Origin of the sequence: Micromonospora cremea, from assembly GCF_900143515.1 — a bacterium.
In the GTDB taxonomy this organism is placed as follows: Bacteria; Actinomycetota; Actinomycetes; order Mycobacteriales; family Micromonosporaceae; genus Micromonospora; species Micromonospora cremea.
The window spans coordinates 3206428-3226104 of sequence record NZ_FSQT01000002.1 but is presented as its reverse complement, the minus strand read 5'-3'; the positions used below and the strand labels follow the sequence as shown (position 1 = coordinate 3226104).

13 protein-coding genes are annotated in these 19677 nt (G+C 64.6%); 2 read left to right on the top strand and 11 right to left on the bottom strand.

Going from position 1 to position 19677, the window contains the following annotated elements:
• Position 1: 1 nt before the first annotated feature.
• The 9 genes from BUS84_RS28585 to BUS84_RS37795 form a co-directional block, all read right to left on the bottom strand.
• Positions 2-2053, bottom strand: coding sequence for a DEAD/DEAH box helicase family protein (locus BUS84_RS28585; protein WP_159451075.1), 2052 nt, complete (start codon positions 2051-2053; stop codon positions 2-4).
• Positions 2054-2408: 355 nt separating this feature from the next.
• Positions 2409-2759 (bottom strand): transposase, encoded by a 351-nt coding sequence (locus tag BUS84_RS28580; RefSeq protein WP_074317191.1) that lies wholly within the window; start codon positions 2757-2759, stop codon positions 2409-2411.
• 1184 nt (positions 2760-3943) lie between these two features.
• Positions 3944-5326, bottom strand: a complete 1383-nt coding sequence (locus tag BUS84_RS28575; protein WP_143728541.1) for a DNA methyltransferase — start codon at positions 5324-5326, stop codon at positions 3944-3946.
• Complete coding sequence (locus tag BUS84_RS28570) at positions 5323-6246, bottom strand: ParB/RepB/Spo0J family partition protein (RefSeq protein ID WP_074317187.1); 924 nt, start codon at positions 6244-6246, stop codon at positions 5323-5325. Before BUS84_RS28570 ends, BUS84_RS28575 begins: the two co-directional genes overlap by 4 nt.
• Positions 6243-7025 carry a ParB/RepB/Spo0J family partition protein gene (locus BUS84_RS28565; protein ID WP_074317185.1) on the bottom strand — a complete coding sequence of 261 codons (783 nt, stop codon included), beginning with the start codon at positions 7023-7025 and terminating at the stop codon, positions 6243-6245. The genes BUS84_RS28570 and BUS84_RS28565 overlap by 4 nt, the downstream gene beginning before the upstream one ends.
• A gap of 660 nt (positions 7026-7685) precedes the next feature.
• Positions 7686-9185 (bottom strand): ATP-binding protein, encoded by a 1500-nt coding sequence (locus BUS84_RS28560; protein ID WP_074317182.1) that lies wholly within the window; start codon positions 9183-9185, stop codon positions 7686-7688.
• A complete protein-coding gene (locus BUS84_RS37800) occupies positions 9182-9961 on the bottom strand; it encodes a hypothetical protein (RefSeq protein ID WP_143728540.1) in 780 nt (259 codons plus the stop codon). The genes BUS84_RS28560 and BUS84_RS37800 overlap by 4 nt, the downstream gene beginning before the upstream one ends.
• Entirely contained in the window at positions 9958-11157 is a 1200-nt protein-coding gene (locus tag BUS84_RS28550) for a DEAD/DEAH box helicase (RefSeq protein WP_074317177.1), read from the bottom strand. Before BUS84_RS28550 ends, BUS84_RS37800 begins: the two co-directional genes overlap by 4 nt.
• Positions 11154-11474 (bottom strand): hypothetical protein, encoded by a 321-nt coding sequence (locus BUS84_RS37795; protein WP_143728539.1) that lies wholly within the window; start codon positions 11472-11474, stop codon positions 11154-11156. Before BUS84_RS37795 ends, BUS84_RS28550 begins: the two co-directional genes overlap by 4 nt.
• A 693-nt stretch (positions 11475-12167) precedes the next feature.
• On the opposite strand from BUS84_RS37795, the gene BUS84_RS28545 reads away from it, so the two are divergent.
• Positions 12168-13718, top strand: a complete 1551-nt coding sequence (locus BUS84_RS28545) for a hypothetical protein (protein ID WP_208869749.1) — start codon at positions 12168-12170, stop codon at positions 13716-13718.
• Positions 13715-16345 (top strand): hypothetical protein, encoded by a 2631-nt coding sequence (locus BUS84_RS28540; protein WP_074317174.1) that lies wholly within the window; start codon positions 13715-13717, stop codon positions 16343-16345. Before BUS84_RS28545 ends, BUS84_RS28540 begins: the two co-directional genes overlap by 4 nt.
• A 502-nt stretch (positions 16346-16847) precedes the next feature.
• Here the strand turns inward: BUS84_RS28540 and BUS84_RS28535 are convergent.
• The gene (locus BUS84_RS28535) at positions 16848-17783 is read right to left on the bottom strand and encodes a replication-relaxation family protein (RefSeq protein WP_074317172.1); all 936 of its coding nucleotides are present in this window, start codon (positions 17781-17783) and stop codon (positions 16848-16850) included.
• A gap of 464 nt (positions 17784-18247) precedes the next feature.
• The gene (locus BUS84_RS39130) at positions 18248-19120 is read right to left on the bottom strand and encodes a DUF2637 domain-containing protein (RefSeq protein ID WP_208869748.1); all 873 of its coding nucleotides are present in this window, start codon (positions 19118-19120) and stop codon (positions 18248-18250) included.
• Between the last annotated feature and the right edge of the window lie 557 nt (positions 19121-19677).

The following is a 19677-nucleotide window of genomic DNA, read 5'->3' as shown; positions in this document are numbered from 1 at the left end:
TTCAGTCGCTCTCTTCTTCGTAGTCGATCCAGTCAGGCAACGTGACGGGGTCTTGGCTCAGGGAAACGATCACCTTTAGCCGCTCTCGGGCTGCGGAATTTCGCGCTAACCGCACGAATTCCAAGGCGCGCACGGCTTCACTTTTGGTGAGTGCTCCGCCGATCTGATCGACAAGCATGAGGTCATGAACCTCGGCGCTGACCTTGTTCGTACCAGGGGCCTGACGGAGGACGCGACCGCGTCGCTGGATGTACTCGCGTTCCACGGTCGAGCTAGCGAGAATGAGGGCGTGGTCGGTAACCGGGATGTCGATACCTTCATCGAGGCAGCGGATTGCAATGACGATGCCGCCATACTTGCCCAGGCTGCGGATGACTTCGTCACGGCCACTTGTCATCTCGGAGTAAAACTCAAGTGCAGGTAGTCCGGCGGCGAGACACTCCTTGGTCAGCGCCTTCATCTGTTTCACGTCATCGCAGTAGACAAGCCAGCGATCGCCGTCCTGGTACTCGCGCTGCAGGATGTCGGCTGCCATTGGCACCTTGCCGCGGGCCTGCTTTAGTATTCGTGCGCGTCGGATCAGGAGCATCTGTAGCGGGCTGCTGGCGTCGTTGACCGACGCGCCTTGGCTGACCATCTGTCCGATCCGCTTCGTAAGGTTCTCGTACTGCTCAATCTCGTCGTCGTCTAGCCGCAGTTCGTGGAGGCGGTAGTCGTACGGGACGAGCAGGCCGAGCATGAGCGCTTCGGCCAGGCCGATCACTGGCATCAACACAGGGCCAAAGAAGTCCATCAGCCGGTTCGTGCCGTCCTCATCGAACTGCCTGCGGAACGTGGCGCTCAGGCCGAGGGTGGCGCCGCACATGGTCTGCTCCAGCACATTCAGCACCCGGGGGCTGCCCGCCCGGTGCATCTCATCAGCAACGATCAGCAAGTGATCGCCGCTTTTGAGCCGGCGCTGGAAATCGTCACTGGCAAAGGTGTGATTAGTCGTTACCACGACCCGGCGGTGCTCGGCCGAATTGCCCGGCGCGCTGAAGATGGGCAGTAACCGCTGCCAGTCGGCCTTGTCGCTGCCTGCGCCTGCGGGCAGGATCTGCGCGTCTGGGAGCTCCATCTCGATTTCACGTATCCACTGGGCGTGCAGGTCGCGGCCCGGCGTCAGGATTACCGTGGCGCCGCCACCGCTGGTCCAGCGTTTGACGCCTGCGATGGCGGTCAGCGTCTTACCGGCACCGGTCGCGAAGTTGACAATGCCGTGGTGGCCCTTCGCCTCCCAGTCCTCGAGCACCAATCGCTGGTGGTCCATGAGTGGTCGCCCGGTCGGCTGGGCCCGGCGACTCAACTGATGCGACCGGACGGCGTTAATCGCATGGTCCAGGTCGTCATCGGCGATCGCGACGAGTTGCTCGCGGGTGACTTGGTCCAAATGTGAGATGCGCACACCCGGCTCTTGGCTCCGCCATAGCCGCCGGAAGTTATCGACGTGATCGCGGGTGCGGAGAAGTTCCGGCTCGTTCTTCCAGCTGCAGAACACCTCAAAGGACTCATGGTTGAGACCCCACGCCCGCCACGTCTCGTTGGCGCTGCCGACGAAGCTGACGCGCTTGCCCTCTGTGTCCTCGAAAATGCCCAGCTTGTCGTGAAAAATCCCGCTCGGGTTGTCGGTGAAGGCGATGCGCACGTCAATGATCTCGTTGGCGATCAGGGTCGCCAGCAGTCGGGTGGCCGGTACCGCCTCAGGACGTGTCAGCAGCATCTGCAGGTCGGCGCGGATCGTTGACTGGGCGTAGCGGCCGATCTCGTCCGCCTCTTTCATCGTCGCGAAGTCCTCGGGCGCCAGCGCGGGCGAACAGATCAGCCGCATCCGGCCATCCCGCCGGACGAAATCGGAGAAGGCCAAAGCAACGACGTGGTACAGCGTGCTGCTGAAGTACCCCACCGCGCGGTCATAGAGCACCGCCTCCTGGAGGCAGGGCACGTAGAAATCATCGAGCAGCATGTCGCGGCCCGACCGGTACGCAGGCCGAAGTCCGAGGTCCCGCAGCGCCAACGCTGCCCCTCCCTCCCCCGAAGGCTCCGCGCGCGCGGGCCGCTCACCGACGCTTCGGGCTCGCCGAATACCGAGATGATCACAGCCTTCTACGCCGGACACAACGTACGCCATGTCCAGTAGTCCTGGTTTCGTCGGACCTACGGTCCGCCTTCAGACATGCGTTCGGCAAAATTGTCCGCCTTGCGCCGACCAGCCCCTTCTGTCAGGGTCACAATCCCCCGCGATCACTAGCGCCGTCGCCTGGCCGAAAACCCCATCGTGGCGGTGGGCCGCCTACTGAGCGAGATCCGCGAACAGAGCCACGTCCAGGCTCAGCACCTCGCGTTGCCCGTCGGCGTTGACCCCGAAGCGCTCAGGGCGTGGACGTTGACGGTGCGGCGGCTTCGCGGACCTTCATCGTCAACAGGTCCATCCGCGCCGTGTAATGCCCTGAGTCCAGCAGCCGGTTGCGGAACGCCTCGACCTGGGCGTCTAGGTGGGCCGCCATTTCCGACACCTGTGACTCGGCATCTGCCGAATGCCGAGATGCTCGATCCGTTTTTTCACCCGCCTGGTTGACACCCCGAGCAGATACGAGGCCCCTCTCGACGGGAACCAGAGCCTGCCGGCGATGGGTCAGCAAACAGTCCGGGAAGTTCGAGCCCTGCCGCAGCTTCGGGAGCGCCAGGTCGATCGTTCCGCCGCGGGTGTCCCACTCCCGCATCAGGGTAGCCGTTGCGGGAGTTTACCCATTCGTCGCTTCGCTGCCCGTAGCCCAGCACCGCAGATCGCGTCCGCCTCGACGGACATCAACGCCTGCGCGAACGCGTACCATCGCCTGCAACACGTCCGGCGACGCGCCCTCGATCTGCTCTACACCACCAGGACGGACGTGACCTTGCAACGACTTGGGAACGGGTCGACCAGCGTTTCGCGGTAGCGGCGGACGCTGCAGGTCTTCGGCCGCGGCTGCGCCGGCGTAGCGTTCGACGGTGTTCAGCGCCCAGCCCAGCCGGCGGGCACATGCCAGTAGACCGACGCCTTGGTCGAGCAGGGCGTGCACAGATTGCCGCTCGCGGGTGCATTCATCCAGCGGCCGGTCCCGTTGGGGGTGGGTCTGGCGCTAGCAGGCACTGTGCGCGACCACGAGCTTCTCGACCGCCTTCGCCAGGTTGTGCCACAGATACCACCGGTCGCTGACCTGCATCGCCTGCGGCGCGCCGCGGATTGCCTCGGCGTAGGCCGCAGATCCGTCGCAGCAGGAACACGGTCATTGGTCGGGTTGCAGCCACACCGACGTCAGGATGCCGCCCCACAACCGGCCACTCAAGGACCGACCCACCACCGTTCCTGCCCCACAGCCGAAAATCGCGCGCTTCCACAGACCCCGCCGCGAACGATGATGTCGATGATCGTCCTGATCATTGAAAAAGTTTGCCGTTCTTGATGCTCAGGCAGATGCTGGACGCCACCAAACACGCCCATGACCTACGCGCTACCTGAAAGAACAACGCGCAGCGATCCCCGAGAGGTGCGTGAGCTCGCATCCGGGGCAAGGTTCGATAAGCCCCCTTGGCGGGCTTGGATGTGCCCCGATGCCCCTACTGCACGCGGAGGATCACTTGATCAAGTTGCTCGATGAGGTAAATCCGGCCCGGTGACCGAAGCACTAACTCGTCTGGGGCTTGGCTGCCAACGGTTTCTCCTCGCCGGCGGTTCAGCCGCAAGCGCGCCCTCTGTCACCTAATCGATTGACTCGGATAAATCAGGTACCGACGGTACTGCTGGATGAGGTCCAGCGCTCTCGTCGGCCTCCTTTGCTGTTCGGTTCGAATGCCAGAAACGTGGTGCGTTGGCATATTAGAGGATCGAAGTCGGTGGAACGAGTCGACGACGTACAGACATACTTCACACTGCCGTGGGTTCGTCGCTGGTGCTGAATCTCGACTTCAAGCGAGCATGAGCCGCGTCGGGGCCGCCGTCCTTGTACGGCTCGTCCCAATCAATGGCATCTGGACCATCCCATGGTTCCCCGCCCCGGTGCGTCAGGACGAGGATGCAATCCCTCTCAGTAGCCTGGCCCTTGGTGCCGCCCCAGATACGGCTAACTTTGTTCTCGACTGGGAGCCGGTCGCCGATCAAACTGATGAGTCGGAGCTCTGTTTTCGCCCCGACGTCGTCCCAGATTTTCTTTGCAAGTGGCAGTGCCTCCTTGCCGGGATCAGCGACGTCGCCGATGACAACTGCGGCTACGCCATCGCGCTTCAGCACATGCTGGATGCCTAGGAGCGTGCGCAGTAGGAAGGTGCGGTATGAGTCGTAGTTGTGGCGGTGGTCAAGTTCGGCGTCGAGTTTCTGCCGGCCGTGGCCTCGCTCACGGCCAACATCGTCAATGCCTAGGAGCCAGAGCCGAATCCAGTTCGCTGTGCCATAATTAACGACCTGCAGATACGGAGGCGACGTTACGATAAGATCCACCGTGTGGGGCTGGATACCACCGCTTTGCATCAGTCCTGGCGCATCAGCGAAGAAAACTTTTCCTGCTGGGCCGCCTACGGTATCAAGGTAGAGCCGTGCCAGCTTATCGCGCAGGCGCTCAAATACGTCTTGATCTGGAGCGATGAGGTTCTTCTCGCGGATAAACTTCTCGACGTACGTCGGCGACATGCTGAAGGTGTTGGGCATGCTGATACTCAGGTATTGAGACGTTCCGTCTCGTCTGAAGGAACCATGCATGATGCCGGCCAGCGAACCAGCAACCATCGCCGCTTCCGGAGTCCACTCGTCGAGATGTCGCTGAAGCAGCGCATCCCGTAGATAACAAATCTGTCGCAGCGTATTGGGATGGTAAAGCATCCTGATGTCGGGTGAAACGTCCGGTTCGGCTTGAGTTGCTCGTTTGTAGCGCTTCTCAAGGTTGTCTAGGAACTTGTTCACAGCGATCCACGAAGGCGGGTTCGCCTTTGCCCGTGACAGAACGTGTCCAAGCGGACTCAGGTCGTTGCCAAGCGCGCGCCGGCCTTCCACGCGGGCCTGCAGCGGCACCGTCCCCCGCCCGCTGAACGGATCGAGAATGACATCGCCCGGCCGCGAGTAGCGCTGAATGAAGTAGTGGGCGAGCTTGGCGGGGAACATGCCGTGATATGAGCACATGGTGTGCATCGAATGGCCCCAACGGGGATTCGCCACATGCCAGAGGTGGCCCTCTGTGGTCGTGCCCCCATCGATCGAGTCTCGCTCCGGCTCCTCAAAGAAGGCGTCCTCGAGCCAATCCATAGCTGCGGTGCTCACTGCAGATACTTCCTTAATGAGCGAGCGGCGGTCTGCAACACGGGTTCGCGAGACTCCCTAGTGACATTCGACAGGTGGCGGACCGCCGTTTTCACATCGCGTTTCACCCTAGAGTTGCGCTCAGTCTTGGACTTCACCGCGGGCGTGACCGGTACGTCGAAGAGTTGAGGATCTCCGGCACGCCGGAGCCCCAAGTCTCGTTTCACCGAGCGCAGATCTTCATCTTGTCGGTAGAACCGTGGCTCCAGCCCGCCGGTAGCAGCCTCTACGAAGTTGGTGGTGAACCGCAGAGTGTTGCCTTGTCGAGCAGCCGAGATACGCCCTTGAACCCACGCATCGATAGATTCGCCGTCACAGAAGCTGTCCTTGAGCACGCACCTTAGGCCGTCACTCGTTAGCCGTAACCATGCGTAGGGGTTGGACGACGGGATTACGCCAACATCCATCAGCTCAACAATTTTGGCGAACAACCCACCCCTCTGGAGTAGTCGCCAGAGACCGGTGTAGTTGCGCAGAGTCGCAGGCGAAACGCCGATGTAGCGGGCGATATCCGTCTTCCTGACCCGTTCGGTTTTGTGAAGGTGCTCGACAAGGGCAGCCAACTGACTCGGCAAAAGGTCTTGATAGATGTCCGTCTGATAACGGATCTCAAACCGACGCTCGTAGTCGGTAACGTAAGCCGCAATGGTTTTGAAGGCGTCGGGGTTTGCATCCCGAATCGCCGTGATGGCGCGGAGGCGCATCGTACCATCGACCACTAAATACTGACCACTCGGTAATGGTGCCACCTTGATCGGCTCTGCAAGGCCGATTTCTTCGATCGAGGAGCGCAGGCGATCCTCAAATTGCTTGGCGCTGCCGGACCGGCTCAGTTCGTGACTAACGACCAGCTGCGCCGGGTCGAGATTAACAAGCTTCATTGGGCCACCGCCCTTGTACGCGGGCCGCCGCCAAAGTCGATCGGCAGCAATGCAGCGAGATGGCTGAGCCGCTCGTGGATCGAACCGGGCGGCAAATTGCTGAGGGTGTCACACGCCCAGACCAATAGCTTCAACCTCTGGATGCGATGAGCGCTGCCCAGTTCGACCAAGTCTCGCCAGCCCAACGCTTCAAAGAGTGCCGCGGTCTCCTTGGCTCTCAGCGAGTACGGCGCCAGAGCCGCAACAACGTCGGCCCGCTCAGCGGCTTCCACGTAGCGGGTGATGGTGGCGTGCAACGTTAGGTTGACATTCCCCTGCTTGAGCGCAGTGACCTCCCGATTACTGGCGCCGTCGAGTTGCACTTCGAGCCGTCTCACCGTGGCGGCCGACACGCCAAAGCGCTTCGCGACGGCCGCTGTCTCCTCGCCGTTTTGTCGAGCGCGAGTGATCAATAGAGCGCGGTCTATCGGGCGCATCCGAAGTCGCGCCACATTCTCGACCAGGAACTGCTGTACCTTCTCGTTCTCGGCGAAATCGTCGTCGACGACGATGGCCGGGATCTGATCGATGCCTAAGAGCCGGCAAGCGAGGGTGCGCCCCTGGCCCTTGATGAGGAGGTAATCGCCGGAGCCGTCGGGCGCTACGCGGACCGTCACCGGCGTCAAGACCCCAAACTGCTCGATCGACTGGCGCAACTCACGGTGGCCGTCGGGCTCACGCTTCCGACCAAGGCCGTCTTCCGGACGAATCAGTGCGACGGGGATCTTCTGGACGTGCATCGCAGGACCTTCGGAAATGGCCTGTTCCCCGTCGATCCGCTCCCGTCGGTCCGTACCTTCATCGTTCGCCAGGACGGGGGCATCTCTCGACACGTCCACTACCTCCCTAAACTTGCACCGCTGTCATTCTGGGGGAACGGTACGACAGGTCTGCGTGACCGACACGCGAAGAAGCCGCGACGCGAAGCCGAGCAGCGCCCAAACCACCCAATTAAGGCGTTGCGGCCGGTGATGCTGCGGGAGACGCTGAGCTACCCGCTCTTGTGGCACGCAGCGCCGGGTGGCCCGCGACGGGGTCGAGGACCACGGTCGAGGGTAGCCGAACCTCTCAGAGGCTCTGCTTGCCCCCGAGGGTCAGCCTGACCTCCTTCGGCCGGGAAACGGGATTAGAACCCTCCCGCCAACCTCGCACGACGGAGCCGGCGCATCCCGACGGTGTGACGTCAGGGCGGAGCACCACGTGTGACGTGTCCAAGTGGGCTGCCGATTAGCGCGGTTCCCTCTTCCTGACGACATCCGGTCTTCAGCCGAAACTTAGGGGATACGCCAGAAGCCGGAAGGCCGGCATGCTGGGATTACCTCAAACGAGCCGGGGTCGGGGAACCGAGCAGGACGGTTAGCTCTAGAGCCGTTCGCAACTACGGACGCTTCCGCCAGCACTCATTTCGCCTCAATGGCCGCGCTTACTCGATAGTAATGATCCTTGATCTGCTTGACCGACTCGGGCTGCACGGATGATTGCTTTAGCCGACACTTCCACTCAGCAATCGCATCGAATGCGCAGTGTTTCGAATAGGCAACAATCGCAGCGGCGTTTTCGAGCTCAGTGTAGCCAGGATGCGACTCGTTGATAGCCACCTTCAGCGACCCCGATTCCACGATCCAGTATGTGTAGTACGGGTCGTTTATGTGGCCCTCGTGCCAGTAGATCTCCACTCTAAGGTCCCCCCCAAGCGGAATCGTAACGTCCGGCTCGTCGCCAGACGCAGCGACTTGAAGAGGCTCGGCGACGATGCTTTCCAGCTCCGCTGGTGGTACTTCTTCGACGTTAATGGCGTCTACCATGTCCGGACTCGTCATGGTCGCTCGCATCTGCTCGCGTGCCGCCTCCCGCTCACTCGCACTAGCCACGACGGCATCCTCGCCGCGATGGTGACGGGCCACGTGAATCAGCTCGTGCTCATTTGCGACCTGCTGCAAATACTTAATCAACTCCTCTTCTTCATCATTCTGCCAAAGGATCGCGTCCTTTGTGTGACTCGCCGTGAATTCATCAACTACCAACTCTCCCGTGAGTCGCTGGTTGACTAGGTCATTGCGACCGCCAGCGCCGAAGATGTCCTCTGGCCTCCATGCGTCAAGCCAACCCTGGACGCACCTACCTCGCCGTACAACGTTGAAGCCAGCCAAACGGCGACTGGCCACTCCAGGTCGCATCACGCCGACATATCCCGTTACCGGCTTACCGCCAATTGTGGTGTTGACGATGGCCTTATACGGCGTTTCGTCAAGCCTTACGAGGAATGAACTGTCATCTGGCGTGAATGGCGTCTCCAGTTTGTTATCGTTAAAACGCAGGTCAAGGAAGCCATCTCTTAGGTCTTCCCGGAACATGCTGGCAAGAAACTCGCGCGTATTCTTGATTGCCCAGCCGTTTAGGAAGTGATTTAGTAATGAGATCTCGATAATCGTGTAGTGTTGATCCTCCGGCTTCTCTAGGCGCCGAAGCTCGAGATCATCTTGCCCCTCCGCGACTTTATCCACGTTAACAACTACTGATAGCTCCTCGCGCTCCCCGAGCTTCTTGGTTGTCACGGACCAAACGTTCCCGAACCAACTCGCAGCCGTCTTCATGCCCAAGCCATACTCGCTCCGCCCGCTCACATTCTGAGGGGGGCGGCCAATATACAACGAATTGACGAGGTCTTGCTCGTTCATCCCCATCGCATTATCAACGATCCGGATGACCTTCAACTTACTGTCATACGTTATGTAGACCTCGAGTTGGCGCCCTTCCTCGGCGAGGACTCGCTTCAAAACTTCTTTATTGTCAAAGAAAGACTGAGTTGAGTTGTCAACAAACTCCGCGAACGCATACCAAGCTTTATACGAAAGTCTGCGCCAAGAGCGGATCGCTTCGTTTCCCAGAACAATCTTCATCCGATGATCTCGATTCTGTAGCTGCCGCCGGCCGAACGGAGGAGTAGGGCTCCACCTGCAGGAACGTTAATGGCAGGGCGCGAGAAGAGGTATTTCTCCGCCCCCATTACCCTGACGTGGAATCGTATTAGCTGATCCTCAAGGTGAGCATCAAGTTTTTCAAGAGATGCATCGACAGACGAGGGTACGCTCACCTTGTATGACGTCCTAAGTGGCCCGCTTCCCGCCGACAAGACGCTTACCACCTCACCCGGACCTTCTGGTTGCGCTCCGTTGACTCGGAGAATCGTTCGATTACGTGCACTCCTAAACACCTGCACGACAGCGCGGTATACGCCAGGCAGGCTCCGCAATCCATCGTCCCAGTGAGGCGTAGGGCCATTTGCAAGAAGAACTGTGGAATGAGGAACGTCTCGAAAGAGAGCGCGAAGTCGATCTTGGTTAAATCCTGGCTCTCGCGAGTAGAGCCAGTCGGCATGACGCTCGCCAAGTCGAGCCGACACAATTTTCTCTATCTGCGGTTGGACATGTCGAGTTAGCGAATGTGACGCCAGCTCGACCTCGACCACGAACATCGATCGATATTCGTGGTCGATGAGAATCATGTCGGGCTGCACGTTCCCCAGTTGAGTCGCAAGGACGGGATCAAATCTTGCACCCTTGAATCCAGGGAACAAGTCGTTTCGATGCTGCATGACGATCCCCTCGTACTCATGCTCATAAAGCGCCCCGGGGGGGAGGGCGTCGAACCACTCGCCATCCTGATAGAGTCTCACGCAGGCGCACCTACTCGCATCCAGTCCACGTCTGCAATTCCGGCTAGGCCCTCAGCCTCCGCGCGGAGGCGCTCCTGCTCGGCATCTGTTGCGTAAATGGTGTATACCTCGGCAACTTGTTTCCCCTCAGCAGGTCGGAGGACCCTGCCAAGTCGCTGGATTCGTTGGCGATCACTCGCTGAGGCTGCAGCGATTATGGCCACCCTGACCTCGGGAATGTTAATGCCTTCATCTAGGGCCTTGCAGGTAACGAGGACGTCGTAGACTCCGCGCCGGAAGAGCCGGAGGTTTTCACGGCGCATAGACGCACCTATTCCGGAATGATATAGAGTCACTGAGTGCCCTCGGGTAGATAGCAGGTCGGCGATCCCTTCCGCCGCCTCGATAGATTCATGAAATATTAGGCTCCGCTCTCCTCGGTGCCGCTCGAGGAGCCTCACAGCGACGGGGATGCGAACCAACGCATCGTTGGCCACGCGGGCACGCCGAATAAGTAGACGCGGCCTTCGTTCTTCCCCTGACACCAAGTCAGACCTGTAGGCTAATCCGATCCGCCGGGTTAGAGCGTCGTACTCCCGCTGCTCGTCCTCGTTCAAACGGACGCGAACGTTCGTCAGATGGAACGGAGAAAGCACTCCGTCAAGCGTGGCCTGCTGTATCGAGTACTGATAGATGATCGGTCCTAGAGCAGGCTCAATCACCTGCCCGAAGTAGTCGTCGTACTGACGGTGGGGGGTCGCACTCAATCCGAGAGTTGCTGAGGCTGTGCCACCTAAGGCCCTCGCGTTATCAGGGCTCCCAGCCCTGTGGCACTCGTCGACGATTAAGAACCTACCGTCGGTCCAAAGTGTCGGCTCTAGCTCTCTCGCCGAATTGATGACAGACACGTTGAATCTGCGGAGGTTTGTGGCGCGTGACCGGGACGACAGGGAGGCTACGTCTGACTTATCAACACGGAGATCCTCTTCAAGCGCGATGTGCCACTGATCCGCGAGAGCAATAGTAGGCACGATGATCTGGACATAGCGGATCTCCGGCCCGATGGCCGATACGCAGGCCAAGGCGAACCGCGTTTTCCCCCCACCTGTAGCCACTTCAACCACGCCTCGACGACCAGCCAGTAGCCACGCCCTCAGCGCCTCTGACTGCCAGGGACGGAGCGGCCATTGACTTGGGGTAACTTCAGGCCTCGTCACGCTGGCGACTCCAGCGGGTAGGCGACGCGCACACGGTCCGGGCAGACCGGAGCGTTCCCCCCGATAACTCGCGCGGAAGGCCCCAGGGGCTCTGGGACCCAGGGCGGCGGCTTGGGCTTGAAACGAGACCCGTCGCCGCCGGTCTCAAATGTTATGACGACGCCGATGGAATAGCCGCGGGTAATGGTTGCAAGGAGGCTGGCGATGCGCGCATCGTCCCACTTGCAGTCGCGCTGAAAGTCCGGGCCCTGCACCTTGCCTGCTCGGACGTCGGGAAAAGGGTCACCGAGCGGCCCGTCTGTGCTCGCGAACGCCATGTCAGCGCATCCTTGAACGAGGCGGAGCTTCGGCGTCAGGGAGGCGGGTGAGCGCAGAGCAATCAGCCTGGACGCCACGTCGGGTGTGCAGACAGGCGGAAGCACTGGCTTGGCAAGTCACCGTTCCTCCCCACTGACGGTGACCGCACGATATCGGAAAAAGTCCGGCCAGCGGGACCCCTTGTCACTCACCCGTTTTGGCAGTCCGCGCTGACCGTGATGCGCTGCCAATAGTCCTGGATCTTGACTTTGCCCAGAGCAACCACAGGTTGGCTGCAACGAGGGTTGGCGGGCGACCTCGTCCTCGCAGCCTAATAGCGGACGCCTACGTACGGGGTCCGGGGACAGCCTGCTCGTTCCACCAGCGGCGAGGCAGATCCCGCCCGAGATCTGACTCCACCCGGTCAGGGCTGGAGCAGAGGCGCGGCTTCCAGCAGGGGCAGCGGCCCACCGGTCAACCGGTTAGCTTCCCCGGGTGACCGATCTTGGCCGCGGCATCTACCAGCACCTGATCACCCACGATCTCGCCGAGCGGCTCCAGCACGTTGACCCCGCCCTGGTTCAGCACGACAATCTCGGTTGTTCTCCGAAGGCCCATAGGCCCATTTCGTCACCCCAGGCCGGTCCGATTGGCTCTCGATCGACCTAGATGGGGCATTCCCTGCGCGCTCCCGCTGAGCCAGGATGGCCGCCATGACGAGCGTACCCATCGATGCGTTGACTGGACCCGCGACCGACTCCCGGTCAATCGTCGAGGGACCGGACTGGTGCGAGCCAGGTCTGCTGGCCCGAGCCGGCCGGTACCCGCTCGCCGTGGAGGCGCCGGTGATGGCCGCCGTCGACATGCTCGTCCCCGGCGTCTCAACCGTGACCCGCTACGCCCGGTACTACAGCCTCTATTGGGCACTCGCCGCCCACGCCGACCGCGTCGACCTGGACCGCGACGCGTGCCGACGTCTCGTCCGCCGCGCGGAGGTCGGCATGGCGCGGATCTCGCAGGAGTACGACGAGTCAGATCACCCTCGCGGCCTGGCTCACGGCGTGGACGCGTTAGCGCGACTCGTCCCCGACGGCGGCAACGAGTTCTCGGTGGCCGACGCCTCCGGCGCCCGCTCCTACTCGCCGCGATCATGGGGCTTCTGGTCACAGTACAACGGCCCCAGCGTTGCGCTTGGCACGGTGGCGGTGGACGGCGGTGCGTTACGCATCGGCCGGCACCACTGTCCACCGCAGATCACTGAGATGTATGCCCCGCTCATCGAGGCCGCCGAGCGTCGGCCTGGCCTGTCCCTCCCATCGGCGGCGCTCGGCCGGCTGAGCCTCCAACAGGACGAAGACACCCCCGACCTGAAACCGCTGAGCGAGGTGTTCACCGCGACCGTTGACGGTCGACACACTCCCGAGGCGTGGACCGGGGACGACCGGACCAGACGCGCCACCCTGCGCATCTTGGCCCGCTCCTGGCAGCTCAACCCCGACGCGGAAACCTGGCTGGAGGCGTTCGCCAGCGGCGTGGCATACGGGTCGGCGGCCCGGGAGGACCCTCTGCTCGCTGGCGAGGAGCGCACCGCCGCATGGCGAGGCGTGGTGCTCCGGCACCACTCCGTCGGCGCGTGGCGGCACCTCTGGGCGGCGCTGGTCAACGAGGTCCGCGATGCGGAGAACGCCTCCCGGGGCCACCTGCACGAATGGATCGCTGGGCAGCTGCCCGGCGGTTCCGTTGCCGACTTCGAGGCCGGCCTACCTTCCGTCGTCGACGGACATGGCGACCCAGTGCCGGCCGAGGACGCGCTATTCGGTGACGACGCTGGCGTGGTCACCGACGTGGCGTTGCTGCTGCTGGGAGCCCGCCGACTCGACTCGCTGACCGGCCTCACCCTGCGCACATTCAAGGGGCGGCGGCCCACCTATCTCGACCCCACCTGGGTGGCGCAACTGCAGCGGGAGTTCGCCCAGCGCCCGGTCGCCGAGTTGGGCCGACGGCTCGTCGACGACATGCTCGCCCAGTCGCGGCGGGTGGCGCTGCGCAAGGTGGCGTTCAACCCAGACGGCACCATCTCGCTGTTCAGTCGGTTGCACGAGCGCAACGGGGTGTACTTCGCCGACTCTTCTGAGGGCAGCGGCAACATCGGCCTGCGCGTCCACCAGCTCGCCGAGATGGCGGTACAGGTCGGCCTGCTCACGCCCGAACGGGAGGAGCCTGTGACCCCGTGGGGGCGGCAACTGCTGGAGGTGACGGCATGAGCGACGTGTCCCGTTCCTTCCGCTCACCCCTGACCCTCCTAGAGCAGTGGCGCGACCGGGCCGACGGAGCGAGGCTACGCGAGGTCGTCATCACCGGCTACACGGTTGACCTCGGGTTCCTGGAGAAGTTCGCCATCCCAACGGCGCGGGCGCTCGGTGCGCGAATCACCGTGCTCGGCGACGCCGGGCAGGCCGTGCATGACCCGGTGGACGTGCGGCGGGCCGGGGTGGCCTACCAGCATGGCCATGCGTTCTGCCCGCGCGCATTCCACCCGAAGCTGGTCGTGCTGCTCGGCGACGACGATGTCTGGTTGGCGATCGGGTCGGGCAACCCGACCCTGTCGGGCTGGGGCTACAACCGTGAGCTGTGGGTGACTGCCCGCGGCACCCCGCAGGACGGGCCCCAGCTCGTTGCGGACGTGGCGGATTGGCTGCACGACCTGCCCGACGTGGTTGGGATGGCGAGTTGGATCGCGGCGACGCTGCGGCAGGTGGCTGACCGGATGCGGCCGGCCATTATCGACGAGCGCTGGTCGCCCGTACGCGCATACGGCAACCTGCGGCGACCGCTGCTGGAACGGCTGCCTACGGATCCCATCGACGAGCTGCGCCTTGCCGCCCCGTTCTACGATCCGCCCGCGCGCGCGGTGAGCGCCCTGGTCAGCCGGACCAAACCACGCTCGGTGCGCGTGGCCGTGCAGCCTTCGATCGCCATGTTCGACGGCGCCTCATTGGTCCGGGCCACCGAGTCGACCGTTGATCGGGAGTTTCGGCTGCTGGGTCCGGGGCCGGCACGGCACGGCAAGCTGATCGAGTGGGACGCCGACGGCAAGACCGCCGGAATGACCGGCAGCGCGAACATCACCGCGTCCGCTCTGCTGCTCAGCACCGCGCAGGGCGGCAACTGCGAGCTTGCCGTGATCGCGCCGCACATCAACCCGCTGTTTCCAGAGGGCGACCCGCAGCCCGATACGACTTTCCGGCAGCTGGCGTCTGCCCCGCCCACGGCGACCGATCCCGTCGGCGCCGCGCCGGTGCTCCTCGGCTGCGCGCTGAGCGACGGCACGCTCGTCGTTGAGCTGGCCGCTCCGGCGGCGCAGCGGGTGGTCGTGGAGACCTCGCCGTCGGCAGTGCCCGGCAGCTGGCTCGCAGTGGGCGCCGTGCCCGTCGGGCAGCAGACAGCACGCTTCTTGGTCCCGGAGCTCAGCGGGGGCGCGGTCCGCGGTGTCATCGAGATCGACGGTGTGTGCCGGGAGTCGGCTGCCGTCTTCATCACCGACCCGTCCCGCTGCCGGCCCCGCCGGGACGTCTCCGACGAACCGCGGCTATCACGGGCGTACGAGCCGGACGAACTTTTCACCGATCCGCTGATCGCCCAGCGTTTTACCGCGGACCTGGCTCGACTGGTGGAGCTGGCCGGCACGACCGGCGGGTCCGTGCCCGCATCCTCGACCTCGACAGTGAGCAGCGAGGTCGCACCGGGTGACCGGTGGGCGGACTACCTCGAAGACTGCGACCGGCTGCTCGGGCCGGGGCTGTCCGGGCTCATCTTCCCGCGCACGTCGGCCACGAATCACGCCACCGCAGCCGGCTGGTCCATTGACGACACTGACGAGAGCGAGCTCACGGAGGACGAGGACGAGGGTGTGCTCGACGGCCTGGTGGAGGAGCCGGATACCGCCTCGGTCAGGTCCGTGCCCGACATCCGTCCAGACGAGCGCGTCCGGTACCGCCGCTTCGCAGCCCGCTGGGTCGCCTGCGCAGCCGAGCCGGCGGTCGAGGAGGACTGGTCCACCCTGCCGCCGGTGCACCTCCGGATGACGGTCACCGCGCTGTACCTGACGCTGCTCGCTGCCGGGGTGTGGCAGGAGGACGAGGACTGGCGTACCGACCTCCGGTGGCTGGTCTGGGCGCTGGTCCCCGACGACGCCATGCTCGACGAGCTACCGGCCGAGGCCTTCGACCACCTCTACTCACTGATGGCGGTCGCCATGGCGACGCTCCGCCAGGGCGCGCACCTCCAGGGCGGCCGGGAGGCGGACGTGCTCGCTACCGACGCCTGGCGGGACGCGTCCGAGTGGGTCGCGGAGGCCGACGCCGAGCTGGCCGAGCAGCAACTCCTCCCCGCCAGCCAGCCCTTCGCCCGCGTCGTCAGCGCCCGGGAGCTCTGGGACACCATCGTGCTGGCCCAGGAAACCAGGCAGGATCCTTACGCCGAGGCCCGGGCGACGCTCGCGGAAGCCGGTTTGGCCGTCCGTCTCGATGAGGGCGCCTGGTGGGTAGAGGGAGAGTTCGGTAACGCGTACCGGGCGGCAGCTCGGGTGGCGACGGAACTCGGGCGGACAACCGGCCGCGTCGTCGCGGTGGCCCGTAACCCGCGGTGCACCGTGCTCATCGCGCGCGTCGATCGGGCGATGGTGCTGGTCGACTCGCGGATGGCCGTCTGGCGGCTCTATCAGCTGTCCGGTACCCGGACGCCGCTCTCGATGACCGCCGAGTGCCCTGGACCGCCACCGGGCGCTCGCACCACCCCACTTACATCGCCTCCGGCCGAGGTGCGGGGTCTGAGTGAACAGGTAGGCGTTGACCTGGCGGTACTGGCGAGGCGGATCAGAAGTAGCCGGTGAGCCATCGCTGGCTAGGGAGCGGATGGAACTGAGCTGGAAGGACCGGCCTCGCGACTGGCATTTACGAGGCTGGCCCTTGGTCGCAGTTCTCGTCACCAGCGTGAGCTGCAACTCCTTGTCGTAGGTAGGGATTCGCTGAAGATCGCTGGACCGCTCCGTCCGGAGACGGCGGCGGGTCGGCAACGGTGGAGGGCCGCGGACTGCAACTTCGGTGGCTGCGGAAGAGAAGACGTGCCCCGGTCACAGGGACTCACAGCGCGCGTTGCTATATGTGAGTGCGCGGTCGGTCTCGGGGTCTGTCTGTCGTTGGCGACCGCCGCCGGCAGACCTGGACCGGCGGCGAGGCGTCTGCCTCGCCTCGGCCGCGCGGTCCGGACCGTCGCCTCGGTGCGGGCCGCACGGCGGGCGGGGGCCGTCGTCCGGGGGTTGCGCGGGTGTGGGCGGGTTCGGCGGCGTGTGGGGCCACCAGGCCACCGCACGCGCCGCCTGATCCGCCCGCTGATCAGGCGGTCCTACCTTCTTGATCGGACACGGCGTGGGTGGGGAACTCGTCGTCGTGGTCGGTGTCGGTGTAGGGCAGGTCGATGAGGCGGTGCCGGCCGCTGCTGTCGGCCCGTTGCCAGACCTGGTCAGCGGGGCTGGCATCGAGTGCGGCACGCAGCTCGGCGGTGGTGGTGGCGATGATCGCCTGCGGACCGACCTCGGCAAGGCGGTGGTGCAGGTTCGCCTCCCGCCGGGCGGAGGGTAGGTGGAACAGGACTGGCCACGCCCAGTTGCTGAGGCAGACCTGCCGTTCGTACTTGGCGATTTTCTCGGTGAGGATGTCGAGGCGTTCGCGGCCGGTGTCGTACTCGAGGAAGAACGGCACGGACCGTGCGTGCTCGGTCCACACCCCGGCGCCGTCGGGGCGGGGCAGTCCGGTCGGTCCGTGGACCATCATCTGCGGGTTGCTGCCTGGGCGGTAGAACACGCCGGGCTTGTGGAAGGCGGACGCGGGCTGCCACCGGTCCAGGGCTGTGTCGGGGTGGGTGCGGGCGTGGGCGGCGAGGTCGATGAAGACCTGGTTGCCGCCGAGCAGGTGCGGCAGGTCCGGCCGGGCGGTCAGGGACTGCTTTCGGCGGCGGGCCTGGTCCCGGCGTGGTCGTCCGAGTCCGCGTTGGGCGTGGACGTGGTCGTAGCCGAGCTGGTCCAGGACGTAGTGGTACGGGTAGGAGCCGCCGTAGGCCCGGTTGGGTCGGAACCGGTCTGTCGCCCGCAGGACGGTGAGGCGGCGTAGCCGGCGTTGGGCGAAGTCCAGGGACGGGAACAGGGCGGCGCCGATCTGGTCGGTGGTGAGCACGCCGTGGTCGTAGAGCCAGCCGAGGAGGCGGTCGTCGCGGGCGGTGATGCTGGCCTGTAGGCGCAGCAGCGGGTCCGGATCCGGTAGCGGTTTACGCATGGGTGGCCCCTGGGGGGACACCCCACACATGAGGGTGTGTCTGGAGCCGGCCCGCACTCCTGAACGGGGGCCTGACCTGGGCTGTAGGCGGGATCGGCGGGTCGGTTTGGGGGTCAGGATCAAGGCGGACGGTGCACCGGAGACCGACACCGACGTCGACACGGCCGGCCACACCGCTTCCGCCTGGACAGTGCTGTGACAGCGATAGCGCCGCAGGTCGGTGACGACTCTGGTGGCGCGGGTGAGGGTCGCTGAGCTGCGTCAGCATGCGTGTTGCTCCTTCGAGGATCCGAACAGGGAGATGGAGAGCACGGTGTGCACTGCTCGCCCTGCCCTGACGGGCGGGCCGGTGTTCGCTCTGCCAGGTCGGGTCAGGTTTGTCAGGAGACGGGCTTCCTGACAGACCCGTGTGCTGCTCTCACGGCGACGGCTATGGCTGACAAAGGTCGCAGATTGTGGTTCTGTCACGCGGCCTCCCGGTGTGACAGGTCCGGCGCGGGTGAGGTGCTCTCCCCGCGCAGGACACGCACGAGTGTGGAGGCGGTGGCGTTGGACAGTTGATGCCCGTCCGCGCGCAACTGCCCGGCGAGGGCCTTGCGGGACAGGGGCGTTCCGCGGGCGTCCAGGGTACGGGCGGCGCTCCGGGCGGCCGGGACCAGCGCGGTGATCCCCGGGCCTCGGTCCCGGACCGGCGTGCCCTCGACCCGTCGGTCCGGCACCACCGGGTCCGGGACCACCGGGTCCGGGACCACCGGGTCCGGGACCACCGGGTCCGGGACCACCGGGTCCGGGACCACCGGGTCCGGGACCACCGGGTCCGGGACCACCGGGTCCGGGACCACCGGGTCCGGGACCACCGGGGCGGTGCAGTCCCGGACCGGGCCAGTGTTCGTGGGGACCGGCAGTGGCGGTGCGGGGACCGGCTCGCGGGTGTCCGGGACCCGGGCCTCGATCAGCGGCGGTCCTGGGGCAACCCGCGTGGGGCGGCCGGTGCGCTCGGATGGGGCGGGGTCGGCGCGGCCGAGGGCGATCTTCACCATCGTCAGGAAGCCGAGCGCCGGCAGCGCGGCGGCGATCCAACCGATCGCCGACGCTTCCGCCTCCACCACCTGGGCGGCGAGGGACAGGAACACCGCCACTGTCAGGACAATCGCCGGGAAAGCGACGCTGGTGCCCAGGCGCCGGTGGCGGCGCAGTTCCAGACCGGCAGCGATCGACGTCAACTCCAGCACGACCGCGTCGGCCCAGGCGAGCCAGCCCGGCTGGCCGTGTGCCGCCGCGACGTCATGCACGTGCCGGAAGGAGGCCGCGCCAGCCGCGCCGCCGATCAACAACATGATCAGCACTTGGATGCGGTTTTCCAGCCGCTCCCTCCCCGACCGCTGATCGGCGGGGACGTCGTGGGATCGCTGTTCAGTTGTCGCCAACGGCCCACCTCCGATGGTGAGGTAGCACGTGCGCAATCTTGGCTACCGTGGTCGTACAGGGGCGGACCGACCTGGCAGTCGGCGTCGTGTGATTGATATTTGTTGATGTCATGTTCGTGCTCCAGTTGAATGATGTTCAAGGTGCGGGCGATGGAGGGCGCAGTCCAGTCCGCTCGGATCAGGGCTTGGGCAGGCGCGACCCTGGCGGGTGACGCCCGTCCGGGCGGAACCCCTCCTGTCATGCGCAGGGGCAGGGGCCAGGGCAGCAGGCGTCGCCACAACCGGCACAGCAGGCTGCGGTCAACAGGCGGACACGGGGGCGGACGGCCAAGCCGAGCCACAAGGGGTCAGGACACCGGCAGCGCTCGACAAGCGCCATGGTGGTGCGGCGGCTCAACTCGCCGACGAACGATCCTTCATGTGGGGCCTCCTTCTCTCGACGGTCCCAGCACCGTCGGCGCGAACAA

Bases quoted from the DNA above. Each gene is read 5' to 3' on its own strand.
- BUS84_RS28540 (WP_074317174.1), top strand. From the start codon at position 13,715: ATGAGCGACGTGTCCCGTTCCTTCCGCTCACCCCTGACCCTCCTAGAG.
- BUS84_RS28570 (WP_074317187.1), bottom strand. From the start codon at position 6,246: ATGAAGCTTGTTAATCTCGACCCGGCGCAGCTGGTCGTTAGTCACGAA.
- BUS84_RS28565 (WP_074317185.1), bottom strand. From the start codon at position 7,025: ATGCACGTCCAGAAGATCCCCGTCGCACTGATTCGTCCGGAAGACGGC.
- BUS84_RS39130 (WP_208869748.1), bottom strand. From the start codon at position 19,120: ATGTTGTTGATCGGCGGCGCGGCTGGCGCGGCCTCCTTCCGGCACGTG.
- BUS84_RS28560 (WP_074317182.1), bottom strand. From the start codon at position 9,185: ATGAAGATTGTTCTGGGAAACGAAGCGATCCGCTCTTGGCGCAGACTT.
- BUS84_RS28545 (WP_208869749.1), top strand. From the start codon at position 12,168: ATGACGAGCGTACCCATCGATGCGTTGACTGGACCCGCGACCGACTCC.
- BUS84_RS37795 (WP_143728539.1), bottom strand. From the start codon at position 11,474: ATGGCGTTCGCGAGCACAGACGGGCCGCTCGGTGACCCTTTTCCCGAC.
- BUS84_RS28535 (WP_074317172.1), bottom strand. From the start codon at position 17,783: ATGCGTAAACCGCTACCGGATCCGGACCCGCTGCTGCGCCTACAGGCC.
- BUS84_RS28580 (WP_074317191.1), bottom strand. From the start codon at position 2,759: ATGCGGGAGTGGGACACCCGCGGCGGAACGATCGACCTGGCGCTCCCG.